Genomic DNA, 22,260 nt, shown 5'->3' on the forward strand with positions numbered 1-22,260 from the left:
GTCCACACGAAGGTGGCCGTTGCCCCGGTGCTCGCGGTTACCGTCACGGTTGACGTTCCGGCCGTCGTGGCCGATCCCGTGATGACGCCGGCGGAGCTGATGGACAGGCCCGCGGGCAGGCCCGTTGCGGTGTAGGTCGCCCCCGCCGCGCCGAACGCCCAGTTGACCGCCTTGCCGACGGGGCTGCTCATGCCGTACGGATTCGGCAGCAGGTTGCTGGGCACGGTCGCGGCCGTGACGGCCAGGCTCCCCGACAGCGGCAGGTTGCGCGAGGAGTTGCCGACCGAGATCTGGTACGTCCCGGCCGCGGTCGTCCACGCGTTGCTGGTCGTGTTCCAGTACGCCAGGTCCTTCTGCGTCACCGAGAACGTGACCGTGGTCGAGGCGCCCGGGTTGAGGGTCACCCGCTGGAAGCCCTTGAGCGAGCGCGGGGGCTCCCCGACGGCCGCCGGCGCCCCGACGTACAACTGCACGACCTCGGTGCCGGCCCGGCTGCCGGTGTTGGTGACGGTCGCGGTGACCGTCGCCTTGCCGTTGTTCAGCGCCCCGACCTGCAGGTTGCTGAAGCCGAAGCTGGTGTACGACAGGCCGTAGCCGAACGGGAACAGCGGCGCGATGTTCTGGCTGTCGTACCAGCGGTAGCCGACCTTCAGGCCCTCGGAGTACTGCACCTGGTTGTTCGCCCCCGGCCACTGCGCGGTGGTGTTCGCCGGCACGTCGGCCAGGCTCTTCGGGAAGCTGACCGGCAGCTTGCCCGACGGGTTGGCGTCGCCGAACAGCAGCGCCGCCGTGGCCGTGCCGACCTGCTGGCCGGCGTAGAAGCCCTCGAACACGCCCGCCACCTGGTCCAGCCACGGCATCGTCGTGGCCGAGTTGGTGTGCAGCACCACGATCGTGCGGGGGTTGGCCGCCGCGACCTGGCTGATCAGCGAGTTGTAGGTGCCCGGCAGGTCGATCGTGGTCTGGTCCGAGCCCTCGTTGCCGTAGTTGTTGCTGGCGAAGACGATCGCCACGTCGGACGAGCGGGCCAGCGCCACCGCGTTGGCGATGTTGGTGCCGTCGTTGTACGTCACCGTCGTCCCCGTGCCCTGGACCCGGTTCTGGATGCCGGTCAGCGGCCAGACCGTGCCCGAGCTGGTGGCCGTCGCGCTGCCGCCGCCGACGCTCTGCACGCCCGCGCCGCCGTCGACGCCGAGCACGGCGATCGAGTGGGTGGTGGCCGTGGACAGCGGCAGGACGCCGTTGTTCTTCAGCAGCACGGTGCCCTCCTCGGCGCCGCGCCGGGCCACGTCCTGGTGCGCGGCCGTGCTCACGTTCGCCTGCGGCGAGCCGGTCTTCGGCTTGTCGAACAGGCCGAACGCGAACATCGGGGTGAGCACCCGGGTCACCATCAGGTCCAGCTGGGCCGCGCTCACCTGGCCGTTGGCCACGGCCTGGCGCAGGAAGTCGGCGAAGAAGTACCCGCCGGGCATCTCCATCGTCATACCGTTGTTGGCCGCCGGGACGGTCGAGTGCGCCGCGCCCCAGTCCGAGGTGACGAACCCGCCGAAGCCGGCCTGCTGGTACAGCGCGGTGTTGAGCAGGTACGGGTGGTCGCAGTCGTAGGTGCCGTTCACGGTCGAGTAGCCGCACATGATCGAGGCGGTCGCGCCCTGGGTCACCGCCGCCTGGAAGCCCGGCAGGTAGATCTCCTGCAGCGTGCGGGTATCGACAATGGCGTTGTCGGCCGGCCCGTTGCGGTTGGTCTCCTGGTTGTAGACGGCCGCGTGCTTGGCCTGGGCCATCACGCCCTGGCTCTGGATGCCGCGGATGTTCGCCGCGGTCATCTGGCCCGTGAGGTACGGGTCCTCGCTGAACGTCTCGAACGCCCGCCCCCAGCGCGGGTCGCGCACGATGTTCAGCGTCGGCCCGAGCGCCACGTTCGCGCCCTTGCCGGCGAACTCGGACCCGACGGCCGCGCCGTACTCCTGCTCCAGGGACGGGTCGAACGTCGCCGCCGAGGTCACGGCCGAGGGCATCTGGGTGACCCCGCCCATGCCGTCGCCCACGCCGCCGGGGCCGTCCTGGAAGCCCATGTCGGGGATGCACAGCGACGGGATGCCGGTCAGGTTGCCGATGTACGGCGACGACGCCCCGTTGCCGTGCAGGATCGAGATCTTCTGGTCGGTCGTCATGCGGCTCAGCAGCTGGCTCACCCGGGTCGCGATCGGCGCCGTCGAGCCGACCCACGGGCAGCCGGCCGGCGGGGTCGTGGTCGGCGGCGCGGTGGTCGGCACCGAGCCGATCACACGCACCTCGAACTCCCACAGCGAGTAGCCGTACTGCGTCGCCCGCGCGGTGCCGTTCATCCGCACGTACCGGGCGGTGCCGCTCGCGTTGATCGTCTGCGTGCCGCCCGTGCCGGTCGTCGTGGAGTAGGCGTTGGTCCACGTCGTGCCGTTGGCCGACAGCTGGATCTGGAAGGCCGTGGCGTACGCCGCCTCCCACTGCAGCACCACCTGGCAGACCTGCGCGCTCGCGCCCAGGTCGACCTGGATCCACTGTGGATCGGAGAAGGCGCTCGACCAGCGGGTCCCGGCGTTGCCGTCGACCGCGCTCGCGGCCGGGGTGCCGGCGTTCTCGGCCGACGACGCCGTGGCGGTCTTGTTCAGGGCCGCGTTCGTGGTGCCGCAGGTGCCGGTGCCGGTGTCGCCGTACACCTGGAACTCCCACAGCGAGTAGCCGTACTGCGTGGCCCGGGCCGTGCCGTAGAGCCGCACGTAGCGGCCCGATCCGGTCACGTTCAGCGTCTGGTTACCGCCGGTGCCGGTGGTCGTCGAGTAGATCGTGGTCCAGGCGGCCGCGTCGGCGGAGACCTGAATCTGGAAGGCGGTCGCGTACGCGGCCTCCCACTGCAGCTGGACCTGGCTGATCGTCGCGCTCGCCCCCAGGTCGACCTGGATCCACTGGGGGTCGGAGAAGGCGCTGGACCAGCGGGTCCCGGCGTCGCCGTCGAACGCGGCGGAGGCGGGGGTGCCGGCGTTCTCGGTCGACGACGCGGTGGCCGTCTTGCCTTGCGAGAGCAGTTGGGTCGCCGCGGAGGCGGTGAGCGCGGTGACGGTGAGGTAGCCGGCGACGAGCCCGGCCACGACGAGCGGCGCCAGAACCCTGGCCCGTTTCAGGACAGCGAGCATCAAGACCTCTTGGCGGAGAGGACAAACGCCCTTCGGGTGAGAGAGCGCTCTCTGAAGCGTTCTCCTTGCCGGGGGCGACTGTCAAGGCCTTACATGGATTCGGCTGGGAGAGCGCTCTCCGATCCGACGCATCGACGCCCTTTCACCCGGGACCTGTCGAACGGTCACGCGCACGGCTCAGCGCAGGGCCGGGACTCCCTCGGCGGTGAGCGCCCGCACGATCGCGTCGGGCGGGGACATGGCGGCGATCTCCACCTGGACCCAGGCGGCCGAGGCGGCGAACGCCGGGTCCTCGAGCAGCCGCGGCACGCACCGGCGGACCGCCCGCTCGATGGCGTGCGGGCCGAGCGCGGGGACCGTCAGCGCGGCCCCGGCGTGCGTGACCGCGTCCGCGTCGCCCGCCTCCAGGGACAGCACCAGCTGCGGGAGGCCGTGGGCGAGGGCGGCGAGCGCGATCCCCGGGCCGCCGGGCGAGATGACGGCGCGGCTTCGCGGCAGTACCGATGCGAGGGAGACGTCCGGCGAGACCAGCACGTGGCCGGGCTGCGGCCCGTAGCTCCCCGGATCGGCGGACACGACGACGTTGGCCGGCAGGTCGCGCAGCGCCGCCAGCACCGCGCGGCCGTCGCCCGGGGTGCCGGAACGGACGAAGATCGTGTCGCGGTACGGCAGGCCGTCGATCCCCGCCGGAGCCCCTCCCCCGGGCGCCGTCGTGGGCCGCAGGTCCAGCGAGTTGCCCCAGATCCGCTCCCCGCCCGAGCGCAGTGCCGGCGGGCAGACGTCGAGGTAGGTGGCCGCGCGCACCGCCTCGGCCGATCCCTCGCCGCCCCAGCGCGCGAGGAGGGAGTCGACGTGCATCGCGTACGCGTCCCAGACCCCGATCGGCGGCATGACCCCGAGCCCATGCACGACGTGCCGGGCGCCCGTGACCGCCGCCGCGACGGACCCGGCGACCTCGGCGGTCTCCGACACGACGAGGTCTGGCCCCCAGCGGGCGGCCCGGGGCACGAGGTCCTCGGCCCGCCGGGCGGCCGAGTGGGCGAAGAAGGCGGCCCGCTCGGCGGCCGTGCCCCCGCCGGCCAGCTCGGACCGCGCGGGCCCCACCGCCCACGCCTCGATGCGGTGGCGCCGCACCTGCGCCACGACGCCCGCCCCGCTCGCCACCACCACGTCGTGCCCCGCCGCGCGGGCCGCGAGCGCGAGCGGGAGGATGGTGGTGATATGTCCGGGTAGTGGGCACGCGCTGAAGAGAATGCGCATACCGCAGGCACGGACGCCCGCGGGCGCCGGTTCGAATCTGTCCGATTGGCGTCAGTGGCGGCGGGCCAGCACGGCACCCGCGGCCAGGGCGACGAGCCCCGCGCCGGCCGCGGCGATCAGGCCGTGGTGCTGCGACGCCCACACCTGCGGCGAGCGGCGCGAGGAGCGGTCGTCGAAGTCGCCGTGCGCCCCGTAGTCCCGGTCCTCGTCGGCCGGCTCCCAGAGGTTGCGCGGCTGACGGGGGTCGCGCCGCTGCGAGGTCTGCTGCGAGTCGTACCCGGTCTTGGCGAGGTACCGGTCCAGCAGCCCCGGCACGAACTTGTCGGCGACGAGGGTGCCGACCGTGGAGGCACCGACCCAGTACTCCCGCCGCTTCGGGTGATCGGCGGCGTACACGACGGCGCGGGCGGCGACCTCCGGCTGGTAGATCGGCGGCACCGGCTGGGCGTGCCGACCCAGGCGCGACAGCACCCAGTCGAACTGCGGCGTGTTCACGGCCGGCATCTGCACCATGGTCACGCGCACGTTGCTCTTGTCGTGCAGCAGTTCGGCCCGCAACGCCTCGTTGAAGCCCTGGATGGCGTGCTTGGCCCCGCAGTACGCGCTCTGCAGCGGGATCCCCCGGTACGCCAGCGCCGAGCCGACCTGCACGATCGCGCCCCGGTCGCGCGGGAGCATCCGCCGCAGCGCCGCCCGGGTGCCGAACACGTAGCCGAGGTACGAGACCTCGGTGACCCGGCGGAACTCCTCCGGCTCGATCTCCATGAACGGGGCGAACACCGACGTGAAGGCGTCGTTGACCCACACGTCGATCGGCCCGAGCTCGTCCTCGACCCGGGCCGCCGCCGCCTCGACCTCGCGCTGGTCGGCCACGTCGACCTCGATCGGCAGCGCGACCCCGCCGGCCGCCTCGACGTCCTCGGCCGCGGCCTTGAGCCCGGCCTCCCCGCGCGCGAGCAGGGCGACCGCGGCCCCCCGCTGCGCGAAGGCCCGCGCGGTGGCCCGCCCGATCCCCCCGCTGGCCCCGGTGACGACAACGACCTGACGCGAGTCCCGCTCCCTCATGCCGACAGGCATACCCGCGCCCGCTCCACCCGAACCGTCACTCCCGCCCGAGCCGCATGGGTCACGGAGGCCGGAGCCGGGCGCCCAGGCCTGGTCGAGATCGGTGGCCGGTGGCTCAGCCCGGCCGGTCGGTATGCCGCCCCGGCGGGGAGCGGTCGGCCCGTGGCGCGCGCATCGGCAAGGCGGGCGCCGGCCGAGCGGGGGCCGGCCCGGACGCGGACGGGCCGCTCGACAGGGCGGCCGCCGGGCCCCGGGGCGAGCCCGAGGCGTGGAAGGAGCGCGGTCGCCGGCGCAGCGACAGCAGCGCGGCGAGGGCGATCAGGAGGCCGCCGAGCACGGCCGCGGCCGTGGGCAGGAACGCCGGGATGCCCAGGTACACCGTGATGCCCAGGATCCGCGACAGCCCCCAGGGCAGCAGCGCCATCTGGTCGTTCCACATCGTCAGGGCGCGCTCCAGCCCGATCCCGGCGACCAGCCCGCCGAGCACCGCCAGCGGCACCCCGATCGCGGCCAGCACCACGGCGGCCGCGCGGCGGCGGGGCAGCGAGTACCGGTCGCGCAGCACGAGCGCGGTCGCCGCGAAGAGCCACGCGAAGGCGGCGAAGGCCACGCAGACGTACACCCCGCGGCGCACCGGATCGGTCCAGAAGGCGAACCAGTAGCCGCCGGGGCCGCGGGTGACCAGGGCGGCCAGCAGGATCAGGGTGCGCAGCAGGGCCACCCCGCCGATCACCGCCCACAGGTGGAACGGGTCGCGCCGGCCGGCCAGCATGCGGGCGGTGACCGCGAAGAGCAGCCAGCCGCCCAGCGAGACGACGAGGTGCGCGGGCGCGGCGAACCAGGTGTAGATCAGCCGGGACAGCACGAGGGCGACGGCCGGCACGGCGATGACGAGCACCCGGTCGAGCGGGCCGGGCAGCGGGGTCAGGTCGGCCAGGCGCCAGGGGCGGGTCGCGCCGAGCCACAGCGCGCGCAGGCCGGTCGAGCGGCCCACCGCACCGAGCAGCAGCAGGAACGCCACGAGGCCGAGCAGGATCCGGGCGAGCACGGCCATCTGCGGGTCGCGGTCGGCCCGGGCGGCGCCGATGTCGGCGGCCGTGAAGTTGTACGCCGGCAGGTCCACGTCGCCGCCGTAGCGGGTGACGTGGGCGTCGCGGGCGGTGCGGTACTGCGCCTCCGCGTCCTTCCACGCCGTGCGCGCCGTCGCCGAGCCGGTGTCGAGCCACTGGGCGTGGCGAAGCACCATGGTGCGGTAGGCGCCGAGGGTGCGGAACAGGTCCGTCTCGTAGGCCAGGCTCTCGAGCAGCCGGGCCCGCAGCGTCGCGTCGCGCCAGGTCGCCGGGTCGGTGTCGGCGATCGTCTCGTGCATCGAGGCGGCCAGCGCCACGGCCCGGTCGCCCTCGGCGATCGTCTCCTCGAGCCGGTCCCGGCTGACCGCGTAGATGCTGTCGAGCGCGGCGGAGTCGCCGGTGACGATGTCCCACTCGAAGATCCACATCATCGGCGGCGGCTCGAGTCCGAGGGCCTGCACCTTGTGGTCGGCGTACGGCCCCAGGTAGAGACCCTTGGTCACCGCCTCCCGGGACATCGACATCGCGCGGGCGATCGCGGTGACGGTGGCGGGATCGTCGGAGAACGTCTGCCGGGCCCAGTCCGCGGTGATCCGGGCCGCCGGGGTCGACGGGTCCCAGGCCAGCCGACCCAGGGCGTAGGAGTTGAGGTCGTACAGCTGCCAGAACCCCGACCGCAGCACCAGTGTCATCGGCCCGGCGCGCAGCGGCCCCCCGTCCTGGGTCCACGTCCACACGCCCTCGACGTGCGGGTTGGCCGCGAGGAAGCGCTGCAGGGCCTGCTGGTGCAGCCCGGTGAGGTCGTTGGGCAGGGCGCCGAACGCCTCGAACTCCCGTCGCGACTGGAACTCCACGATCCGCCGCTGGTCGCCGACCTCCAGCGTGGAGTTGAACGGCAGGTGGCTGTAGAAGTCGCCGAGGGAGTACTTCGTCGACACGATGAGGTGCGGGTCGTCGAGGCCGCCGAGGACCTCGCGGTAGGCGTCGGGGTCGGTGTGCAGCTTGCCGACCGCGCCGACGCCGACGGTCCACGTGCGGAAGATGACGTCCCGGCCGCCCTCGCCGGCCGTGGCCAGCAGCGCGGTCAGCATCGCCCGCACCGCGGCCGGCGTGGTGACGGCGATCTTCGACGAGTAGTCCCAACCGGCCTGCTTGTAGACGTCGCCGCCCTCGCCGATGCGCACCATCAGGCCGCTGACGAACGGCATGCGCTGGAACAGCTCGGCCAGGCCCAGCGAGTACACCTGCCAGAACCGCGGATCGGAGACGGCCAGGCCGCCGAAGGTCTTCTCGAGGTACCGCTGCAGCGGCGGCGACACCGAGAGCATGTCGGTGAGCAGGTAGACCCGCATGCCCATGTCGGCGGCGTAGCGGAACACGGGGGCGAAGGCGGCGGTGAGGGCCTCGGCGCGGGCGATGTGCGCGTCGCCGGCCGGGTAGACCGCGTGCCCGTCGCCGACGCCGGCGAACGTGACGTACTCCAGGAAGCCCGGCAGGACCACCCCGTTGTACCCCTGCGCCAGGGCGTGGTCGACGAACTCGTGGAACTCGCGGGAGATGCGCTCGACGGCGGCGTCGTCGACCCAGGGCGCCTCGGGCAGCAGCGCGCCGCCGACCACGTCGGTGTTGAGCGAGTAGTCGGTGCCCGCGGCGAACTCGGCCACGTCGGGCTCGCGGCCGACCGCGCCGGCGTCGGTGAGCCGCAGCCCGAGGCGGGGCGCGACCACCTCGCCGCGCTGCTCGTCGGGCAGGGGCGGCGCGCCGGAGCGGATGCGGTCGGCCAGGGCGTAGAGCCCGGACGCGGCGCCGGCCTGGTCGCCCGCGGTGAGCGTGAGCGGGTCGTCGAGCCGGTAGGCGCCGGCGGGGACAGACTCGTCGATGCGCACCTGCAGGTCGGCCGGCGCCTCGGTGCCCACGAGCGGCCGGGGCGCGCCGCGGGCCACAACGGCGTCGGCGACGGCGGAGGCGGCGAGCGTCAGCCGGGGGCCGGCCGGCACCGCGATCGACCCGATCGCGAACGGCGCCGGCTCGGCGACGTCAGCGACCGAGGGGCGCTCCACCGGCACCGCGGAACGCGCGAACCGCAGCCCCAGCGCTCCCCCGACGCCCCAGGCCACCAGCCCGCCCAGCACCAGCAGCACCACCAGGGCGGCGAGCGGCAGTCGAGCACGGCGTCGTGTCACGGGCGACATCGTAGGTCCGGGGACCGACAAAACCGAGAGCGATCATCCGGCGCCGAAGCAGACGAAACTGTCCGTGCTCGCCCGGTCACGCTGATCGGCTGAGGCCTGCGCGGCGGCGAGCGCGGCGGCCGGGCCGAGTCCGGTGCCCAGGTGGCCGTAGAAGGCGTGCATGAGGTGCCGGGTGGCCCCGTCGTCGACCGGCCCGGTGGACGCGATCACGGTCGCCGTCCCCATGTTCAGCAGGGCCGCGACCAGGCCCATCAGCTCGTCGCCGGGGTGCACCGCGGCCAGCCCGGTGTCGCAGCCGGACAGCACGAGCAGGGCCGGCGGCCGGCGCAGCGCGGTCAGGTCGTACACCGTGAGCGGCCCGTCGGCGAGCATCAGGAACGAGAAGAGCGGGTTGTCCGAGCGGAACTCCCCGTGCGACGCGATGTGCCCGATCGCCGCCCCGTCCAGCGCGGCCAGGGCCGGCGCCACCCGCGCCTGGTCGCCGGCCAGCACCGCGGCGCCCGGCCGCTCGGCGGCGATCTCGCGGACCTCGTCGGCCGCCTGCTGTGCGGAGGGCGCGCCGACCAGGACGAGCTGCCCGTCGACGGCCGGCGCGGTGGCGCAGCGCAACCAGATCGTCGCGGACGGCGCGACGCACAGCGACCGCCCGCGCAGCCGGGGCAGCATTCCCCATGGCAGCGCGTGCAGCGCCCCGGTCGGCACCAGGACCAGGGGGCCGTCGCCGAGCAGGTCGGCGAGCGGGCCCATCAGCAGCCGGTCGAGCTGCTCGGCCCGCCGCTCGAGCCGCTCGCCGCCCGCGCCGTGGCCCAGCACCTGGTTGTGCAGGGCGAACCGCAGCGACTCCAGCTCGGCCCGCACCACGTCGATCTCGCCGATGATGCGATGCGTGACCTTGCGCCCGCGCACCACCAGCGCGTGCAGGCGCCCGTCGAGGTCCAGCAGCTCGACGAGCACCCGCTCGCCGAGGGCCGCCGCGAGTGCGGGGAGGGAGAACTCCACCGCGTTGGGCTCGGAGCCGGGCGCCCGCCACGAGCGGCGGCGGATCTCGGCCTCCAGCACCCGCTGCCGGCGCATGAGGCGGCCGGTGCGCTGCGGGCCGGACGGGGCCGCCACCAGCTCGCCGTTGATGCGCCGCAGCTCGGTGAGGTGCCGGGCCACGACCGGGTCGGACGAGGGCTTCGTCGGCGGCAGGGTGAGCGCCGCCGCCCGGCAGCGCTGGGCCCAGCTCAGCGCGGTGGCCGGCCCGCCGTGCACGAGGGCCAGCCGCAGCCGCAGGCCGGCCAGGGCGGCCGTCTCCGCGCTGCCGCGCACCCGCAGCTCGGTGGCGCCGAGGCTGGCCCGGTAGGCGTCGGCCTGGCGCAGCCCGGAGGTGGCGGCCCGGACGGACTCGGCGACCGCGCCGGAGGCCAGCTCCAGCCGGGCCCGGATGTGCCACCAGCGCACCCGCAGCGGCGCCGGGCCGAGCTTGGCCGCGCCGCCCGCCTCGGTGAGCAGCTCGCGGGCGGTGTAGAGCTCGCCGAGGTCGACGGCCAGCTGGGCGGCGTCGAGCAGCGCGTCCCAGCCGGGCTGCAGCCATCCGGCCTCCAGCAGGTGCGCGGCGACCGAGCGCAGCTCGCGCAGGGTGCCGCGGTTGGCCCGGCCGAGGGCGACCACGGCGGCGATCTCGGCGACCCGGGCGCGGGCGCTCCAGACGCTGCGCCCCTGCCGCTGGAACTCCCGGCGCGCGGCCGCGGCCGCCGCCTTCGACTCGGCGGGTGTGCCGGCGGCCAGGCCGTGCCGGGCCAGCATGAGGTGGGCCTGGCCGAGCACCGAGTCGAGGTGGCCGTCGGTGCAGGCGTCGATGGCCGCCCGGATCGCGGTCTCGGCCTCGGGCAGCAGCCGCACCGACAGCAGCAGGTCGGCCCGGTCGAGCAGGCCCACCGCGGCGACGCCGGTGCTGTAGAGCCGGTCGTGGGCGCGGTCGTAGCGGGCCAGGGCGGTGGGCACGTCGCCGGCCTGCGCCGCGACGAAGCCGAGGTTGTGCTCGACCTGCGCGGCGGCGGTCGCCATGCCGAGCCGGTTGTAGAGCGCCTGGGCGGCCCGCAGGTCGTTCTCGGCCTGCTTGAGGTTGCCGCGGAAGCCGTGCAGCACGCCGCGGTTGGTCAGGGTGCGGGCCTCCCACACCTGGTCGCCGGACTCGCGGAAGGCGCGCAGGGCACCGCGGTACAGCTCCATCGCCTGCCGGTCGAAGCCGAGCCGCCGCAGGATCAGCGCCCGCTGCATGATCGCCCGGGAGCGCCGGTGGCCGTCCAGCTCGGCCACCGCGCGGTCGACCTCCTTGAGCGCCGCGCCCGGCCGGCCGAGGTCGTCCAGGATCAGCGCGTGGCTCATCCGCGCTTCGGCCTCGTGCACCCGCAGGCCGTGCCGGCGCGCCACGGTCATCGACGCCTTGAGGTGGGCCGCCGCGGCGGCCGCGTCGTGCTGGGCCTGCGCGACCAGGCCCAGCGCGCGCAGGGCCACCGCCTCGCAGGCCGGGTCGGCGTCGCGCCGGGCATCGAGCAGCGCCGCCTCGGCCAGGTGCTTGGCCTTGCCGGGGTTGGCCATGACAATCGGGAGCAGCCGCTGCGCCAGGTCGTCGTCGGCGGCGGGGAGCACGGGCGCTGCCGTCATGGTTGCATCCTGCCAAAGGCTCGGATGTGTATCACGGGGTCCGGAGCGCGACTCATGTCACCGGCCTCATTGTTGATCCTTATTGGGGGAGCACTCGATGTCCGTATCGAACGATCGTCATCACCGGTGGGAGCAGGTCCGCGCGGCGCGCCTGTCCAATCTGCCCTGGTTGCGCACCGAAGTACAGTCGGGTCGCCCGGTCCGGTTCGTCGCCGACGAGATCCTCGTCTCCGACCACGGCGTCGCCACCGCACACCGGGCCCTGACCGGCCTCGGCCACCGCTCCAGCGAGATCCACGAGGACGAGCCGCACGGCGGCCTGCGCCGGCTCAAGACCCGCGGCCTGGACGTCGCGGCGGCCGTGCGGCAGCTGCGGGGCCAGCTGCCGGGCGCGGTGGTCGGCCCGAACCACGTGTTCCTGTCCACCCCGTACGAGCACGGCGGCCCCTACGGCCCGGCGATGTCGGCCGACGCCCCGCCGGCCAAGCTCGCCCCTTCGGCCACCGGCGCATCCTCCGTCAAGGTGGTCGTGATGGACACCGGGGTGTGGATCGACAGCCCCCTGCCGGCCGGCTGCTACTCCGCCACCCCGGAGAACCGGGAGACCGTGCTCGACGGCGACGACGACGGCGAGCTCGACTCCGACGTGGGGCACGCCAACTTCATCGCCGGCGTGGTGGTGCAGGGCACCGACGCCGCCCAGGTCCGCATCGTCAAGGTCCTGGACAGCTTCGGGGTGTGCACGGAGGCGGACCTCGCCGCCGCGATCGGCGCGCTCACCGACGTGCACGTGCTGAACCTGTCGCTCGGTGGCTTCTCCGTCGGCGACCAGCCGCCGGCGGTGCTGGCCGCGGCACTGGGCACCTTCCTGGCCGAGCCGGGCCGGGTCGTGGTCGCGGCGGCGGGCAACGACGGCATCCACGACCGCCCGTTCTGGCCGGCGGCCTTCGCGGCCGGCGACGCCCCGTGGGCCGGGCGGGTCCTCTCGGTGGCCGCGCACGACGGCAACGACGTGTGTGCGTGGAGCAACCGGGGCCCGTGGGTGACACTGGTCGCCCCCGGCGAGGACGTGGTCAGCACGTTCATCAACCACCCGAGCTTCCCCTCGGGCTGGGCGGCGTGGAGCGGCACCTCGTTCGCCACGCCGAAGGTGGTGGCCGCCCTGGTCGAGCGGGTGGCCGCGGCGGGCTCGGTCCAGGCCGCCGCCGAGCAGGTCAAGGCCGAGGCGTCGCAGCAGACGCTGGGCGGTTTCCCGGCGCTGCGCTGAATCCGGGCATATCCCCCGGGCGTCGCGCCGGCGCCCGGGGGATATCCGGCGACCCGGCGGTTGGATGCCGCTTGACATCGAGGAATTTCGACTTTCGAGGTCCCATACGGCAGAGTGAATCGTCCGTTCAACCGACCACCACATCGGGCTCGGGCGTGCTGGGATGTCCCTTTGCGGGGCAATACCGAAGAGCGAGCCGATTGGGCGGGATTCTTGAAGACGCTGGCGGACCGGTACCGGCTCGACTACGCGATCGGCGCGGGCGGGGTGGGCATCGTGTGGCGCGCCCGTGACCTGCGCCGGCAGCGCATGGTCGCGATCAAGGAGGTGCGGCTGCCGGAGGCCGTCGAGGGCGAGGAGCGCGCCGCGCTGACCACCCGGGCGATCCGCGAGGCCCGCGCCGCCGCGCGGCTCGAGCACCCGAACGTCCTGCCCGTGCTCGACGTGGTGGTCGACGAGGGCCTGCCGTGGGTGGTCATGGAGCTGGTCGAGGGCGAGTCCCTCATCGACCGGGTCCGCACCGGTGGCCCGCTCGCCCCGGCCGACGCCGTCGCGCTGGGCCTCGCGCTGCTCGACGCCCTGGAGGCCGCCCACGCCGCCGGGGTGGTGCACGGCGACGTGAAGCCGGCCAACGTCATGATCCGGGCCGACGGCACGCCACTGCTCACGGACTTCGCCCTCGCCGCCACGCTCGGCGACGGGGTGCCGCTGGGCGACCCGGCGTACGTCGCGCCCGAGCGCCGCCTCACCGGCGACGGGGGGCCGGCCGCCGACCTGTTCTCGCTCGGCGCGACGCTGGCCTTCGCCACGGACCCGGACGACCCGGCGCTGGCCACCGCGATCAAGTCCCTCACCGCGGACGATCCGCGGGTCCGACCCTCGCTGGCGGCGGCCAGGGCCGCGCTCGGAGGTCAAGACCCGGCAGCCGTACCGCACGAGCCTCCCCCTGCCGATCCGGCTCCTTCGCCGGCCTCGACGGCGGCCGAAGCGCCGGACCCGGCGCCCGAATCGCAGCTGCCCGATCCGACGCCCGGCGACGAACCACTCGAAACCCGCGCGGCCGGGTCCGCGCCCCCGGCGGAACCACCGTCCCCGGCGGAACCACCGTCCCCGGCCGGGCCGTTGGTCGCCGCGGAGCCCACGCCCTGGGCCGCGGCGGCGTCCTCCACCCAGGCGAAGCCCCCGGCCGCAGCAGGGGCCGCGCCACCGGCCGAGGCGCCACGCAAGCGGCGGTGGTCGGAGCCGAAGACCGCGGCCCTCGTCGGCGTCGTCGTGCTGGCCATCCTGGTCGCGATCGGGACCCTCGGCCAGAAGAACGCCTCCTCGGAGGCCGAGCACGCGGCCGCACCGCCCTCCCCCAGCGCGAGCCCGTCCGACGCCCCGGCCTCGCAGCCGCGGGCCGACGCGGCGCCGCTGCCCAGCCTGTCCGCCTCGCCCAGCCCGTCCAGCAAGAGCCCGACGCCCAGGGCGACCCGGACGAAGACGACCAGCCCGACCCCAGCCAAGCCGGCGATCCTGTCGGCCCAGATCACCACGAACCCGTCGACGTACACCGGCCCCTGCGGGAGCAACGGCCTCGACATCGACGTGACGATCACGATCACCGTGACGCCGGCGAACGCGACGATCACGTACACGGCGACCGGACAGGGCACGAGGACCGTGACGGCGGAAGACGGGAAGTACAGCACCAAGTACCGGGTCAGGATCGACAACAGCCACCGGACCAGCGTGCCGTTCGCACTCAACGTGACCAGCCCAGCCACCGCGAGTGACGCGACCACACTGTCGGACAACTGCACCAGGTAGCAGAAAACCCTTCGTGTTCGTCTACGATTCCTCCGTGCCAAGCGACCGGCGAGCCGTGATGGACCGTCGGGGCCGCACCGCCGGCATCCTCACCCTCTGTGCCCTCCTCATCACCGGAGCTGCGGCCTGCGCCCCCGCCAAGAGCCCCGCGGCGAGTGCCGCGCTGGCCACCGCGGCAAGCGAGTCGCCCTCCGCCGAGCCGTCGACGAGCGCCGCGGTTCCGGAGGCGAGCACCGCGGCTCCGGAGGCGAGCACCGCGGCTCCGGAGGCGAGCGCCCCGGTTCCGGGGGCAAGCACCCCGGCCGCGCAGGGGAGCGCCGCGCCGGTGGCGGCGAAGACCACCGTGCCGGCCAAGCCGCCGACGCCCACCACGGCCCCGGCCCAGGCGGGCGGCGCGCACGTCAAGAGCGCCTCGATGCACCTGTTGCGCACGGCGACGGGAAGTCCCGGCGACTGGTGCGGGCCCACCTCCCAGGTGCCGCTGGAGTTCACCCTCTACTTCGACGGAACCGGCCCGGGCACGGCGACGGCCGTGGTCCACGACAGCGACGGCCTTTCCGTGACGCTGGGGTCGTACCCGAACCAGCACGGCCAGAGCGGCGGCGGCGGGCACTTCGACGTCCACATCAGCAAGGACCGGCCGAAGCGCACGGTCGAGTTCTGGGTCGAGGTCACCTCGCCCAATCACGTGTCGTCCCCGCACGCCGCGTTCGCGGTCGACTGCGCCGGCGTGCTGGACAAGTAGGGCGGGCCTATGAACGAGGATGACGTCACCCGGGACGGACTGCCGCGGTTCATCTACGGGGAGTACACCGGCGAGATGCGCCTGCCGGAGCGGCCCGAGCCCGAAGAGGACGAGGCCCCGGCCGGCATGGACCGCAGGACCAAGATACTGGTGGGCAGCGGCGGCCTGGCCCTGCTGTTCATCGTCGGCCTGGTGGTGGCGGCCCTGAGCACCGGCGGCGGGACCGACACCCCGGCCGCGGCCAACCCGGAGACCGCCGCGTCGGCCTCGTCGGAGGTCAGCACGCAGCAGTCGCCGACGGTCGCGCCCGAGCCGACGCAGTCCTGGCCGATGGCGACCGACCTGGGCGACCACGGCGGGAGCACCTCGACGGCCAAGCCGACCAAGACCGCCGGCAAGCCGGTCACGACCGCGCCGACCATCCCGGAGTCGCACCCGACCACGGCGAAGGTGCCGCTCCCGCCGAAGCCGTCGCGCTCCCACCGCTAATGACCGAGCCGAACCCGCCGAGCTTCCTCGACGGGCTCGACGGCGGCTCAGGCATGCCCGAGCCGCCGCCGCAGGAGTTCTCCCGCCGCACGATCGCCCTGATGGCCGGCGGCGGGCTGGCCGTGGTGGCCGTCGCCGGGCTGCTGTTCGCGGCCCTGAGCACCGGCGGCGACGACCCACCGAACCGACCGGCCGTGATCGGGGCCACACCGGCGCCCGTCGTTCCGGTCGGCCCCGACGCCGCCGCCTCCAGCGCGGCGCCGAGCGCGACCCTGCCGACGTCGGCCGCGCGGCCCTCGGCGTCGCGGACCTCGGCCCGCCCGTCGGCGTCGGCGCCCACGCCGACCGGGCCGCCGCGGGTGGTGTCGGTGACGGTCAGCGCCGACCCGGCGTCGTTCAGCAACTGCCTGGGCGTGCTGACCACGAAGATCACGGTGCGGATGGAGCTGAGCGGGCCGGGGGCCTCCGTGCGGTACACCATCAACGACGCGATGACCGTGCGCCGCACCGCCACCGGCACCTCGTTCAGCGAGACCACGCAGATCCTGGTCGCCCCCACGCCGGGCGAGCACCGGGTCCGCGTCGCCGTCAGCCAGCCCAGCGCCGCCGGCGCCGAGACCACGGTGCGGGTCAGCTGCTGAAGATGAATGTTCGTGAATACCGCACGATTGGTTACCATCGATGTACCCAACGTGACGGGGGCGGACGACCATGCTCACCGGACGCAGCCTGCTCGTGCACTGCACGGCGAATCAGGCGCTGCGCTGCGCGCCGATCGCGCGGCGGCCGCACGGCGGGCTGGTGATCTCGCCGCAGCGTCACGACGAGATCGGCCTGCTCGCCACGGCCGAGTATCTGGTTCGCCGGCTCGGGTTCGACGGGCCCGTGCTGCTCGACGCGGCCCGATACGCCGGCACCAACCGGCTGCCGGCCAGCGCGCCGTTCAACCCCCGATGGCTTCGCCGCCAGCGGGAGCTGGGGCTGCCGGTGCTCACCGACTCCGGCTACGTCGGCGGCGGGGACGAGGCCGGCCTGGTCAGCATCCTGCACCGGACCATGGCCGTGCCGGGGGCGATCGCGGCGCTCCCGCTGCATCCGGCCTGGCTGCGGGACCGGCTGCACCTGACCAAGCTCACCGGCCACGTCCGCGCCGCCGGGGTGCCGGTCGCGCTCGTGCTGGAGGCGCGCGGGGACCCGTTCGGGCTGGCCGGCAGCGTGCCGGGGCTGCTGGAGATCCTCGGCTGCGGCGTGCCGGTGCTGCTGCTGCGCTGCGACCTCTCCGCGCTGGGGGCGCTGTGCCACGGCGCGGTCGCGGCCGCCGTCGGCACGACCGCGGCGCTGCGCCACCTGCCGCCCCTGGAGGCCGTGGGCGGTCGCCCTCCGCCGGGGCCGCGCCCGCCGTCGACGATCTTCAAGCCCACGATGTCGTACCGCAGAATCACCGCCATCCAGCGCGCCAAGCGATCGCGCCCGGACCCCCGGCTGTGGTCCTGCGACTGCCCGGTCTGCGACGGCCGCGACCTGGACTGGATGGCCACCCTGGACGAGCGCGGCCGCGAGGTGCCGGCCTTCGAGCACGCCGCCGCCATCCTCTTCGCGCTGCGCGACGAGCTGCTCGGCGAGGCCCTGCCGCTGGCCCGGGCCGCGCGCAGCTGGGCCGCCCGCTGCGCCGACGCCGCCTACCGCGAGAAGGAGCTGGGCTGGTCGGCCACCCCGATGCTGCGCCACTGGCGGGAGACCACCCCCGGCGAAAACCCGGTGACCGTCGCGGCGTGAGCCGGTAACGTGTCCGGGCCGCTGCGAGCACCCGGGGAGCCGACGACGATGTATGCGACGCTGTTCGTCCTGGGCTTCCGCCGCTGGTCGGCGTACCGGACGGCGGCCGTCGCCGGCGCGTTCACCAACTCCGTCTTCGGCCTCATCCGGGCCGCGGTGCTCATGGCCGTGGTCGGCACCGCCGGGGGCACCCTCGCCGGCTACGACCGGGTCACCGCGGCCACGTACGTGTGGCTGGGCCAGGCGCTCGTCGCCTCGGTCAACCTCTTCACGTGGACCGAGCTGGCCGAGCGCATCCGCACCGGCGACGTCGCCGTCGACCTGGCCCGCCCGGCCGACCCGATGCTGTCCTACCTCGCCGCCGACCTCGGCCGGGCCGCGTTCACCCTGCTGGCCCGCGGCCTGCCCCAGCTGGCCGTCGGCGCACTGGTCACCGGCGTGGCCCTCCCCCGCGCGCCGGGCGCCTACGCGCTTGGCCTGCTCAGCGTGGCGCTGGGCACGGCGATTTCGTTCGGCTGCCGGTGGCTGGTCAACCTGAGCGCGTTCTGGCTGCTGGACCTGCGGGGGCCGATGACGCTGTACCTCGTCCTCACCAACATCCTGTGCGGCCTGGTCGTGCCCGTGCACTGGTTCCCGGGCTGGCTGGCCGCGCTGGCCGCGGCGACGCCGTTCCCCTCGATGCTGCAGGCCCCGATCGACGTGCTCACGGGCCGGGCCGGCTGGCACGCCGTGGCCGTGCAGGGACTCTGGCTCGCCGCGCTGCTGGTGCTGGGCCGGGCCGGCTTCGCGCTGGGCGCTCGGAGGCTGGTGGTCCAGGGTGGCTGAGCCCTACCTGATGCTGGCCCGGCTGCACGTGCGGGCGCAGACCACGTACCGCGGTTCGTTCGCCGTCGAGCTGGTCGCCAGCGTCGGCGCGACCGTCACCGGCCTCGGCGAGCTGTACGTCGTGTTCGCCAACGTGCCGACGCTGGGCGGGCTCACGTTCCGGGCCGCCCTGCTGGTCTTCGCGCTCGGTCACGTCTCGTTCAGCCTCGCCGACCTGGTCTTCGGCCACCTCGACACGCTGCCCGTGTACCTGCGCTCCGGGCGCTTCGACGCCTTCCTGCTGCGCCCGCTGCCGGTCCTGCCCCAGCTCGTGTTCTCCGAGCTGTCGTTGCGACGGCTGGGTCGTACCGCAGCCGGGACGGTGGTGGCCGCGGTGGTGCTGGCCCGGATCGGGATCCGCTGGACCCCGGCGGACGTGGGGTTGCTGGTCGTGACCGTGCTGTGCGGCGCGGCCATCTTCGCCGCGCTGTTCACCACGGCCGCGGCCGTGCAGTTCTGGCTGGTCGACGGGGCCGAGGCGACCGCCTCGTTCGTCTACGGCGGGCAGTACGCGTCGCAGTTCCCGGCCAGCGTCTACCCGGCGCCGCTGCGGACGCTGCTCACGTTCGTGGTGCCGGCGGCGTTCGTCGCCTACCTGCCGGCGGTCTCGCTGCTGCGGCTGCCGGCGCCGGGAGTTCCACTGTGGATCGGCTGGTGCACGCCGCTGGCCGCGGCCGGCGCGTGGATCGTCGCGCTGCTGGGCTGGCGGTCCGGGCTGCGCCACTACGCGGGGACGGGATCATGATCATCGAGGTCGACGGGCTGCGCCGCGTGTTCAAAAGGACCGTCGCGGTCGACGGGCTGACGTTCGGCATCGACCGGGGCGCCGCCGTCGGGTACATCGGCGCGAACGGCGCCGGCAAGTCCACCACCATCAAGATGCTGACCGGGATCCTGCGCCCGACCGCCGGCACGGTGCGCACCTGCGGGCTGGACCCGCTGCGCCAGCGCCGCCGCCTGGCCCGGCGCATCGGCGTGGTCTTCGGCCAGCGCAGCCAGCTGTGGTGGGACCTTCCGCTGCGCGACTCGTTCCGAGCGCTGGGCGCGATCCATCGCCTCGATCCCCGCCCGCGCCTGGCCGAGCTGTCGGAGCGGCTCGACCTGGCGTCCTTTCTGGACACTCCGGTGCGCCAGCTGTCGCTGGGCCAGCGAATCCGCGGCGAGGTCGCGGCCGCCCTGCTGCACGCGCCCGAGCTGCTGATCCTGGACGAGCCGACGATCGGGCTCGACGTGCTGAGCAAGGAGCGGCTGCGGGCGTTCCTGGTCGAGCAGCGCGCCGCGTTCGGGACCAGCCTGCTGCTGGCCACCCACGACATGGGCGACGTGCGCAAGCTGACCGAGCGGATCCTGCTCGTCGACCACGGCCGGCTCGCCTTCGACGGCACGCTCGACGGCCTGGCCCGCCAGGTCGGCGCCGAGCGGATCCTGGTCCTCGACCTCGCCGAGCCGGCCGGGCCGCTGGACGCGGTCCCCGGCACCCGGCTGGTCGGGGTCGAGGCCGGCGGGCTGCGCCAGCGCCTGGCGTTCGCGCCGGGCACGACCACGGTGGCCGCGATCCTGTCCGCGGTCGCCGCCTCGGCCCAGGTGCACGACCTCACCATCGAGGAGCCCGACGTCGAGGCGGTCGTCCGGCAGCTGTACGCACGACAGGTTTGCTAGCGTCGGTCCCGTGACCCTCAACGGTTCCGACGTGCTGGCCTCGGTCGCCCTGGTGCGCGCGGCCTTCGGCGACGTCCCCGACGACGGCTGGGATCGCCCGGCCGGCACCCTGTCGTGGTCGTGCTGGGAGACCATGGAGCACATGGCCGACGACCTGTTCGCCTACGCCGGCCAGATCGCCGCGGCCGACGCCCCGCAGGAGACGTACCTGCCGTTCGCCTGGCGGGCCCTGCGCGAGGGCGGCCCGAACAGCACCATCTTCGTCGAGCACAACGCCGGCACGCTGGGCCTGCTGCGCGCGCTGGACGCGTGTGGCGCCATGCTCGCCGCGGTGGTCGACGTCGCACCGCCGGCCCGTCGCGGCTGGCACCCGGACGGCCTGAGCGACCCGGAGGGCTTCGCCGCGATGGGCGTGCTCGAGGTGCTCGTCCACGCCTGGGACGTGGCCGAGACGGTCGAGCGGCCGTGGGACCCGCCGGCCGAGCTGTGCCGGCAGGTGCTGGACCGGCTCTTCACCGACCTGCCGGAGGGCGCCGCGCCGTGGCCGACGCTGCTCTGGGCGACGGGCCGCGGCGAGCTGCCGGGCCACGCCGTGCGCGCCTCATGGCGCTGGGACGGCCGCCCCCTGGCCGAACGGGTCTGACGGGTCCCGCCCCAGCAAGCGAAGAGCCCGGTCCATTGTGGACGCGTCGCCGGGACCGGCGGGCGTCCGCAGCCCGGAAGTCGGGAAAGCTCAGGCGCCACCGCGGCGGAACGCCTGCCGGTAGGCCGACGGCGAGGTGCTCATCGAGGCCGCGAAGTGGTGGCGGAAGGTCACCGGGCTCTCGAACCCGACCGCGGCGGAGATCTGCTCGATCGACGCACCGGTCGTCTCCAGCAGCGCCAGGCTCGCCTGGATCCGCTGGCGCAGCAGCCACTTGATCGGGCTGGTCCCCGTCGCCCGCGTGAAGTGGCGCAGGTACGTGCGCGGCGACATGTGCGCCTGCCGCGCCAGCACCGGCAGGGTCAGCGGCTCGGCGAGGTGCGCCAGCGCCCAGCTCAGCGACGCCGCGATCCGGTCGTCGGAGGCCTCCGCGGGCACCGGCGCCTCGATGAACTGCGCCTGTCCCCCGTCCCGGTGCGGCTGCACGACCAGCCGCCGGGCGACCGCGTTGGCGATCGCCGCGCCGTGGTCGGTCCGCACGACGTGCAGGCACAGGTCGATCCCGGCGGCGCTGCCGGCGCTGGTCCAGACGTCACCTTCGGCGATGTACAACACCGAGGGATCGAGCGGCACACCGGGAAAGCGCGCCCGGAAACGGTCCGCATAACGCCAGTGCGTGGTCGCCCGGCGCCCCTCCAGCAGCCCCGCCGCGGCCAGCGCGAACGCCCCCGAGCAGATGGACACGATCCGCGCGCCCCGGGTGTGGGCGGCCCGCAGCGCGTCGAGCACCTCGGTGGCAGGGTCCGCGTGCACGCTCGCCACCCCGGGGACGATGACCGTGTCGGCGGCGACCAGGTCGGCCAGGTCGCCCTCGGGGTGCAGGACGGCGCCGCCGACGACCGGCACCGGGGCCCGGCCCGGGGCGCAGATGCGCAGCCGGTACCACGGCACCTCGAGCTCGGGGCGCGGGAGCCCGAAGACCTCGGTGACGATCCCGGTCTCGAACAGGGACATCCCCGCGAAGGCGAGGACGGCGACGCGCATGGCGAGATGTTAGCGGACAGCGGCGTTTTCGCCACTGTCCCGCCGTACCATGGCCGGATCATGCTGAACCGCATGACGACGAACGCGATCGAGCACTTCACCGCCCGCCTCACCTTCGAGACCGACGTCAGCGACGTGCACGCGGCCCTGACCGCCGGGGTGGCGGACCTCGTCGTGGTCGACTCGCGCGGCCCGCAGGCGTGGGCGCAGGGGCACATCCCGGGCGCGGTGCACCTGCCCGCGGCCGACATCGCGGCGCGCGCCGGCGAGGCGATCCCGTCCGGCGCGGCGGTGGTCACCTACTGCTGGGGCCCCGGTTGCAACGGCGCCACCCGCGCGGCGCTGGAGTTCGCGAAGATCGGCTACCGGGTGCGCGAGATGCTCGGCGGCTACGAGTACTGGGTGCGCGAGGGCTTCGAGTTCGAGACCTCGGCGGGCCGGGACCGCCGGCCCGCCGACGAGCTCACCGCCCCGCGCCACGCGGTGTCATGCGACTGCTAGAGCGGTCGCACCACCTCGGAACCTCAAGCGTGGTTCATGTCGGCCCGCGGTTAA

17 protein-coding genes are annotated in these 22,260 nt (G+C 74.4%); 11 read left to right on the plus strand and 6 right to left on the minus strand.

The window, feature by feature from the left end:
* The 5 genes from ABD352_RS28635 to ABD352_RS28655 all read right to left on the minus strand — a co-directional run.
* On the minus strand, positions 1–3,173 hold a 3,173-nt coding region (locus ABD352_RS28635), incomplete at its 3' end, for a discoidin domain-containing protein (RefSeq protein WP_344615607.1).
* A 177-nt stretch (positions 3,174–3,350) separates the two neighbouring features.
* Complete coding sequence (locus ABD352_RS28640) at positions 3,351–4,433, minus strand: glycosyltransferase (protein ID WP_344615608.1); 1,083 nt, start codon at positions 4,431–4,433, stop codon at positions 3,351–3,353.
* A gap of 51 nt (positions 4,434–4,484) precedes the next feature.
* Positions 4,485–5,498 carry an SDR family oxidoreductase gene (locus tag ABD352_RS28645; RefSeq protein WP_425553676.1) on the minus strand — a complete coding sequence of 338 codons (1,014 nt, stop codon included), beginning with the start codon at positions 5,496–5,498 and terminating at the stop codon, positions 4,485–4,487.
* A 115-nt stretch (positions 5,499–5,613) separates the two neighbouring features.
* Positions 5,614–8,751 (minus strand): hypothetical protein, encoded by a 3,138-nt coding sequence (locus tag ABD352_RS28650; RefSeq protein WP_344615610.1) that lies wholly within the window; start codon positions 8,749–8,751, stop codon positions 5,614–5,616.
* A 42-nt stretch (positions 8,752–8,793) separates the two neighbouring features.
* A complete protein-coding gene (locus ABD352_RS28655; RefSeq protein WP_344615611.1) occupies positions 8,794–11,409 on the minus strand; it encodes a CHAT domain-containing protein in 2,616 nt (871 codons plus the stop codon).
* A gap of 97 nt (positions 11,410–11,506) precedes the next feature.
* On the opposite strand from ABD352_RS28655, the gene ABD352_RS28660 reads away from it, so the two are divergent.
* The 10 genes from ABD352_RS28660 (at position 11,507) to ABD352_RS28705 (ending at position 20,661) form a co-directional block, all read left to right on the plus strand.
* The gene (locus ABD352_RS28660; protein ID WP_344615612.1) at positions 11,507–12,676 is read left to right on the plus strand and encodes a S8 family peptidase; all 1,170 of its coding nucleotides are present in this window, start codon (positions 11,507–11,509) and stop codon (positions 12,674–12,676) included.
* 213 nt (positions 12,677–12,889) lie between these two features.
* On the plus strand, positions 12,890–14,485 hold the full coding sequence (locus ABD352_RS28665) for a protein kinase domain-containing protein (protein WP_344615613.1): 1,596 nt from the start codon (positions 12,890–12,892) through the stop codon (positions 14,483–14,485).
* A 34-nt stretch (positions 14,486–14,519) separates the two neighbouring features.
* On the plus strand, positions 14,520–15,230 hold the full coding sequence (locus ABD352_RS28670; RefSeq protein WP_344615614.1) for a hypothetical protein: 711 nt from the start codon (positions 14,520–14,522) through the stop codon (positions 15,228–15,230).
* 9 nt (positions 15,231–15,239) lie between these two features.
* The gene (locus ABD352_RS28675) at positions 15,240–15,719 is read left to right on the plus strand and encodes a superantigen-like protein SSL4 (protein WP_344615615.1); all 480 of its coding nucleotides are present in this window, start codon (positions 15,240–15,242) and stop codon (positions 15,717–15,719) included.
* A complete protein-coding gene (locus tag ABD352_RS28680) occupies positions 15,719–16,360 on the plus strand; it encodes a hypothetical protein (RefSeq protein ID WP_344615616.1) in 642 nt (213 codons plus the stop codon). The genes ABD352_RS28675 and ABD352_RS28680 overlap by 1 nt, the downstream gene beginning before the upstream one ends.
* 70 nt (positions 16,361–16,430) lie before the next feature.
* Positions 16,431–17,495, plus strand: coding sequence for a hypothetical protein (locus ABD352_RS28685; RefSeq protein WP_344615617.1), 1,065 nt, complete (start codon positions 16,431–16,433; stop codon positions 17,493–17,495).
* A 48-nt stretch (positions 17,496–17,543) separates the two neighbouring features.
* Positions 17,544–18,320, plus strand: coding sequence for an ABC transporter permease (locus ABD352_RS28690; protein WP_344615618.1), 777 nt, complete (start codon positions 17,544–17,546; stop codon positions 18,318–18,320).
* On the plus strand, positions 18,313–19,104 hold the full coding sequence (locus ABD352_RS28695) for an ABC transporter permease (protein ID WP_344615619.1): 792 nt from the start codon (positions 18,313–18,315) through the stop codon (positions 19,102–19,104). Before ABD352_RS28690 ends, ABD352_RS28695 begins: the two co-directional genes overlap by 8 nt.
* Positions 19,101–20,018, plus strand: a complete 918-nt coding sequence (locus tag ABD352_RS28700) for an ABC transporter ATP-binding protein (protein ID WP_344615620.1) — start codon at positions 19,101–19,103, stop codon at positions 20,016–20,018. Before ABD352_RS28695 ends, ABD352_RS28700 begins: the two co-directional genes overlap by 4 nt.
* Before the next feature lie 10 nt (positions 20,019–20,028).
* A complete protein-coding gene (locus tag ABD352_RS28705) occupies positions 20,029–20,661 on the plus strand; it encodes a maleylpyruvate isomerase N-terminal domain-containing protein (protein ID WP_344615621.1) in 633 nt (210 codons plus the stop codon).
* 90 nt (positions 20,662–20,751) lie between these two features.
* Here the strand turns inward: ABD352_RS28705 and ABD352_RS28710 are convergent, their stop codons facing one another.
* The gene (locus ABD352_RS28710) at positions 20,752–21,705 is read right to left on the minus strand and encodes a helix-turn-helix domain-containing protein (RefSeq protein WP_344615622.1); all 954 of its coding nucleotides are present in this window, start codon (positions 21,703–21,705) and stop codon (positions 20,752–20,754) included.
* A 72-nt stretch (positions 21,706–21,777) separates the two neighbouring features.
* Between ABD352_RS28710 and ABD352_RS28715 the strand changes: the two genes are divergently transcribed.
* Complete coding sequence (locus tag ABD352_RS28715) at positions 21,778–22,206, plus strand: rhodanese-like domain-containing protein (protein ID WP_344615623.1); 429 nt, start codon at positions 21,778–21,780, stop codon at positions 22,204–22,206.
* Positions 22,207–22,260 lie beyond the last annotated feature (54 nt).

Source organism: Dactylosporangium salmoneum (assembly GCF_039532525.1).
GTDB classification, from domain to species: Bacteria; Actinomycetota; Actinomycetes; order Mycobacteriales; family Micromonosporaceae; genus Dactylosporangium; species Dactylosporangium salmoneum.

Excerpts from the sequence above, each read along its gene's own strand:
- ABD352_RS28675 (WP_344615615.1), top strand. The coding sequence starts at position 15,240 with ATGAACGAGGATGACGTCACCCGGGACGGACTGCCGCGGTTCATCTAC.
- ABD352_RS28645 (WP_425553676.1), bottom strand. The coding sequence starts at position 5,498 with ATGAGGGAGCGGGACTCGCGTCAGGTCGTTGTCGTCACCGGGGCCAGC.
- ABD352_RS28680 (WP_344615616.1), top strand. The coding sequence starts at position 15,719 with ATGACCGAGCCGAACCCGCCGAGCTTCCTCGACGGGCTCGACGGCGGC.
- ABD352_RS28700 (WP_344615620.1), top strand. The coding sequence starts at position 19,101 with ATGATCATCGAGGTCGACGGGCTGCGCCGCGTGTTCAAAAGGACCGTC.
- ABD352_RS28715 (WP_344615623.1), top strand. The coding sequence starts at position 21,778 with ATGACGACGAACGCGATCGAGCACTTCACCGCCCGCCTCACCTTCGAG.
- ABD352_RS28640 (WP_344615608.1), bottom strand. The coding sequence starts at position 4,433 with ATGCGCATTCTCTTCAGCGCGTGCCCACTACCCGGACATATCACCACC.
- ABD352_RS28655 (WP_344615611.1), bottom strand. The coding sequence starts at position 11,409 with ATGACGGCAGCGCCCGTGCTCCCCGCCGCCGACGACGACCTGGCGCAG.
- ABD352_RS28685 (WP_344615617.1), top strand. The coding sequence starts at position 16,431 with ATGCTCACCGGACGCAGCCTGCTCGTGCACTGCACGGCGAATCAGGCG.
- ABD352_RS28710 (WP_344615622.1), bottom strand. The coding sequence starts at position 21,705 with ATGCGCGTCGCCGTCCTCGCCTTCGCGGGGATGTCCCTGTTCGAGACC.
- ABD352_RS28660 (WP_344615612.1), top strand. The coding sequence starts at position 11,507 with ATGTCCGTATCGAACGATCGTCATCACCGGTGGGAGCAGGTCCGCGCG.
- ABD352_RS28690 (WP_344615618.1), top strand. The coding sequence starts at position 17,544 with ATGTATGCGACGCTGTTCGTCCTGGGCTTCCGCCGCTGGTCGGCGTAC.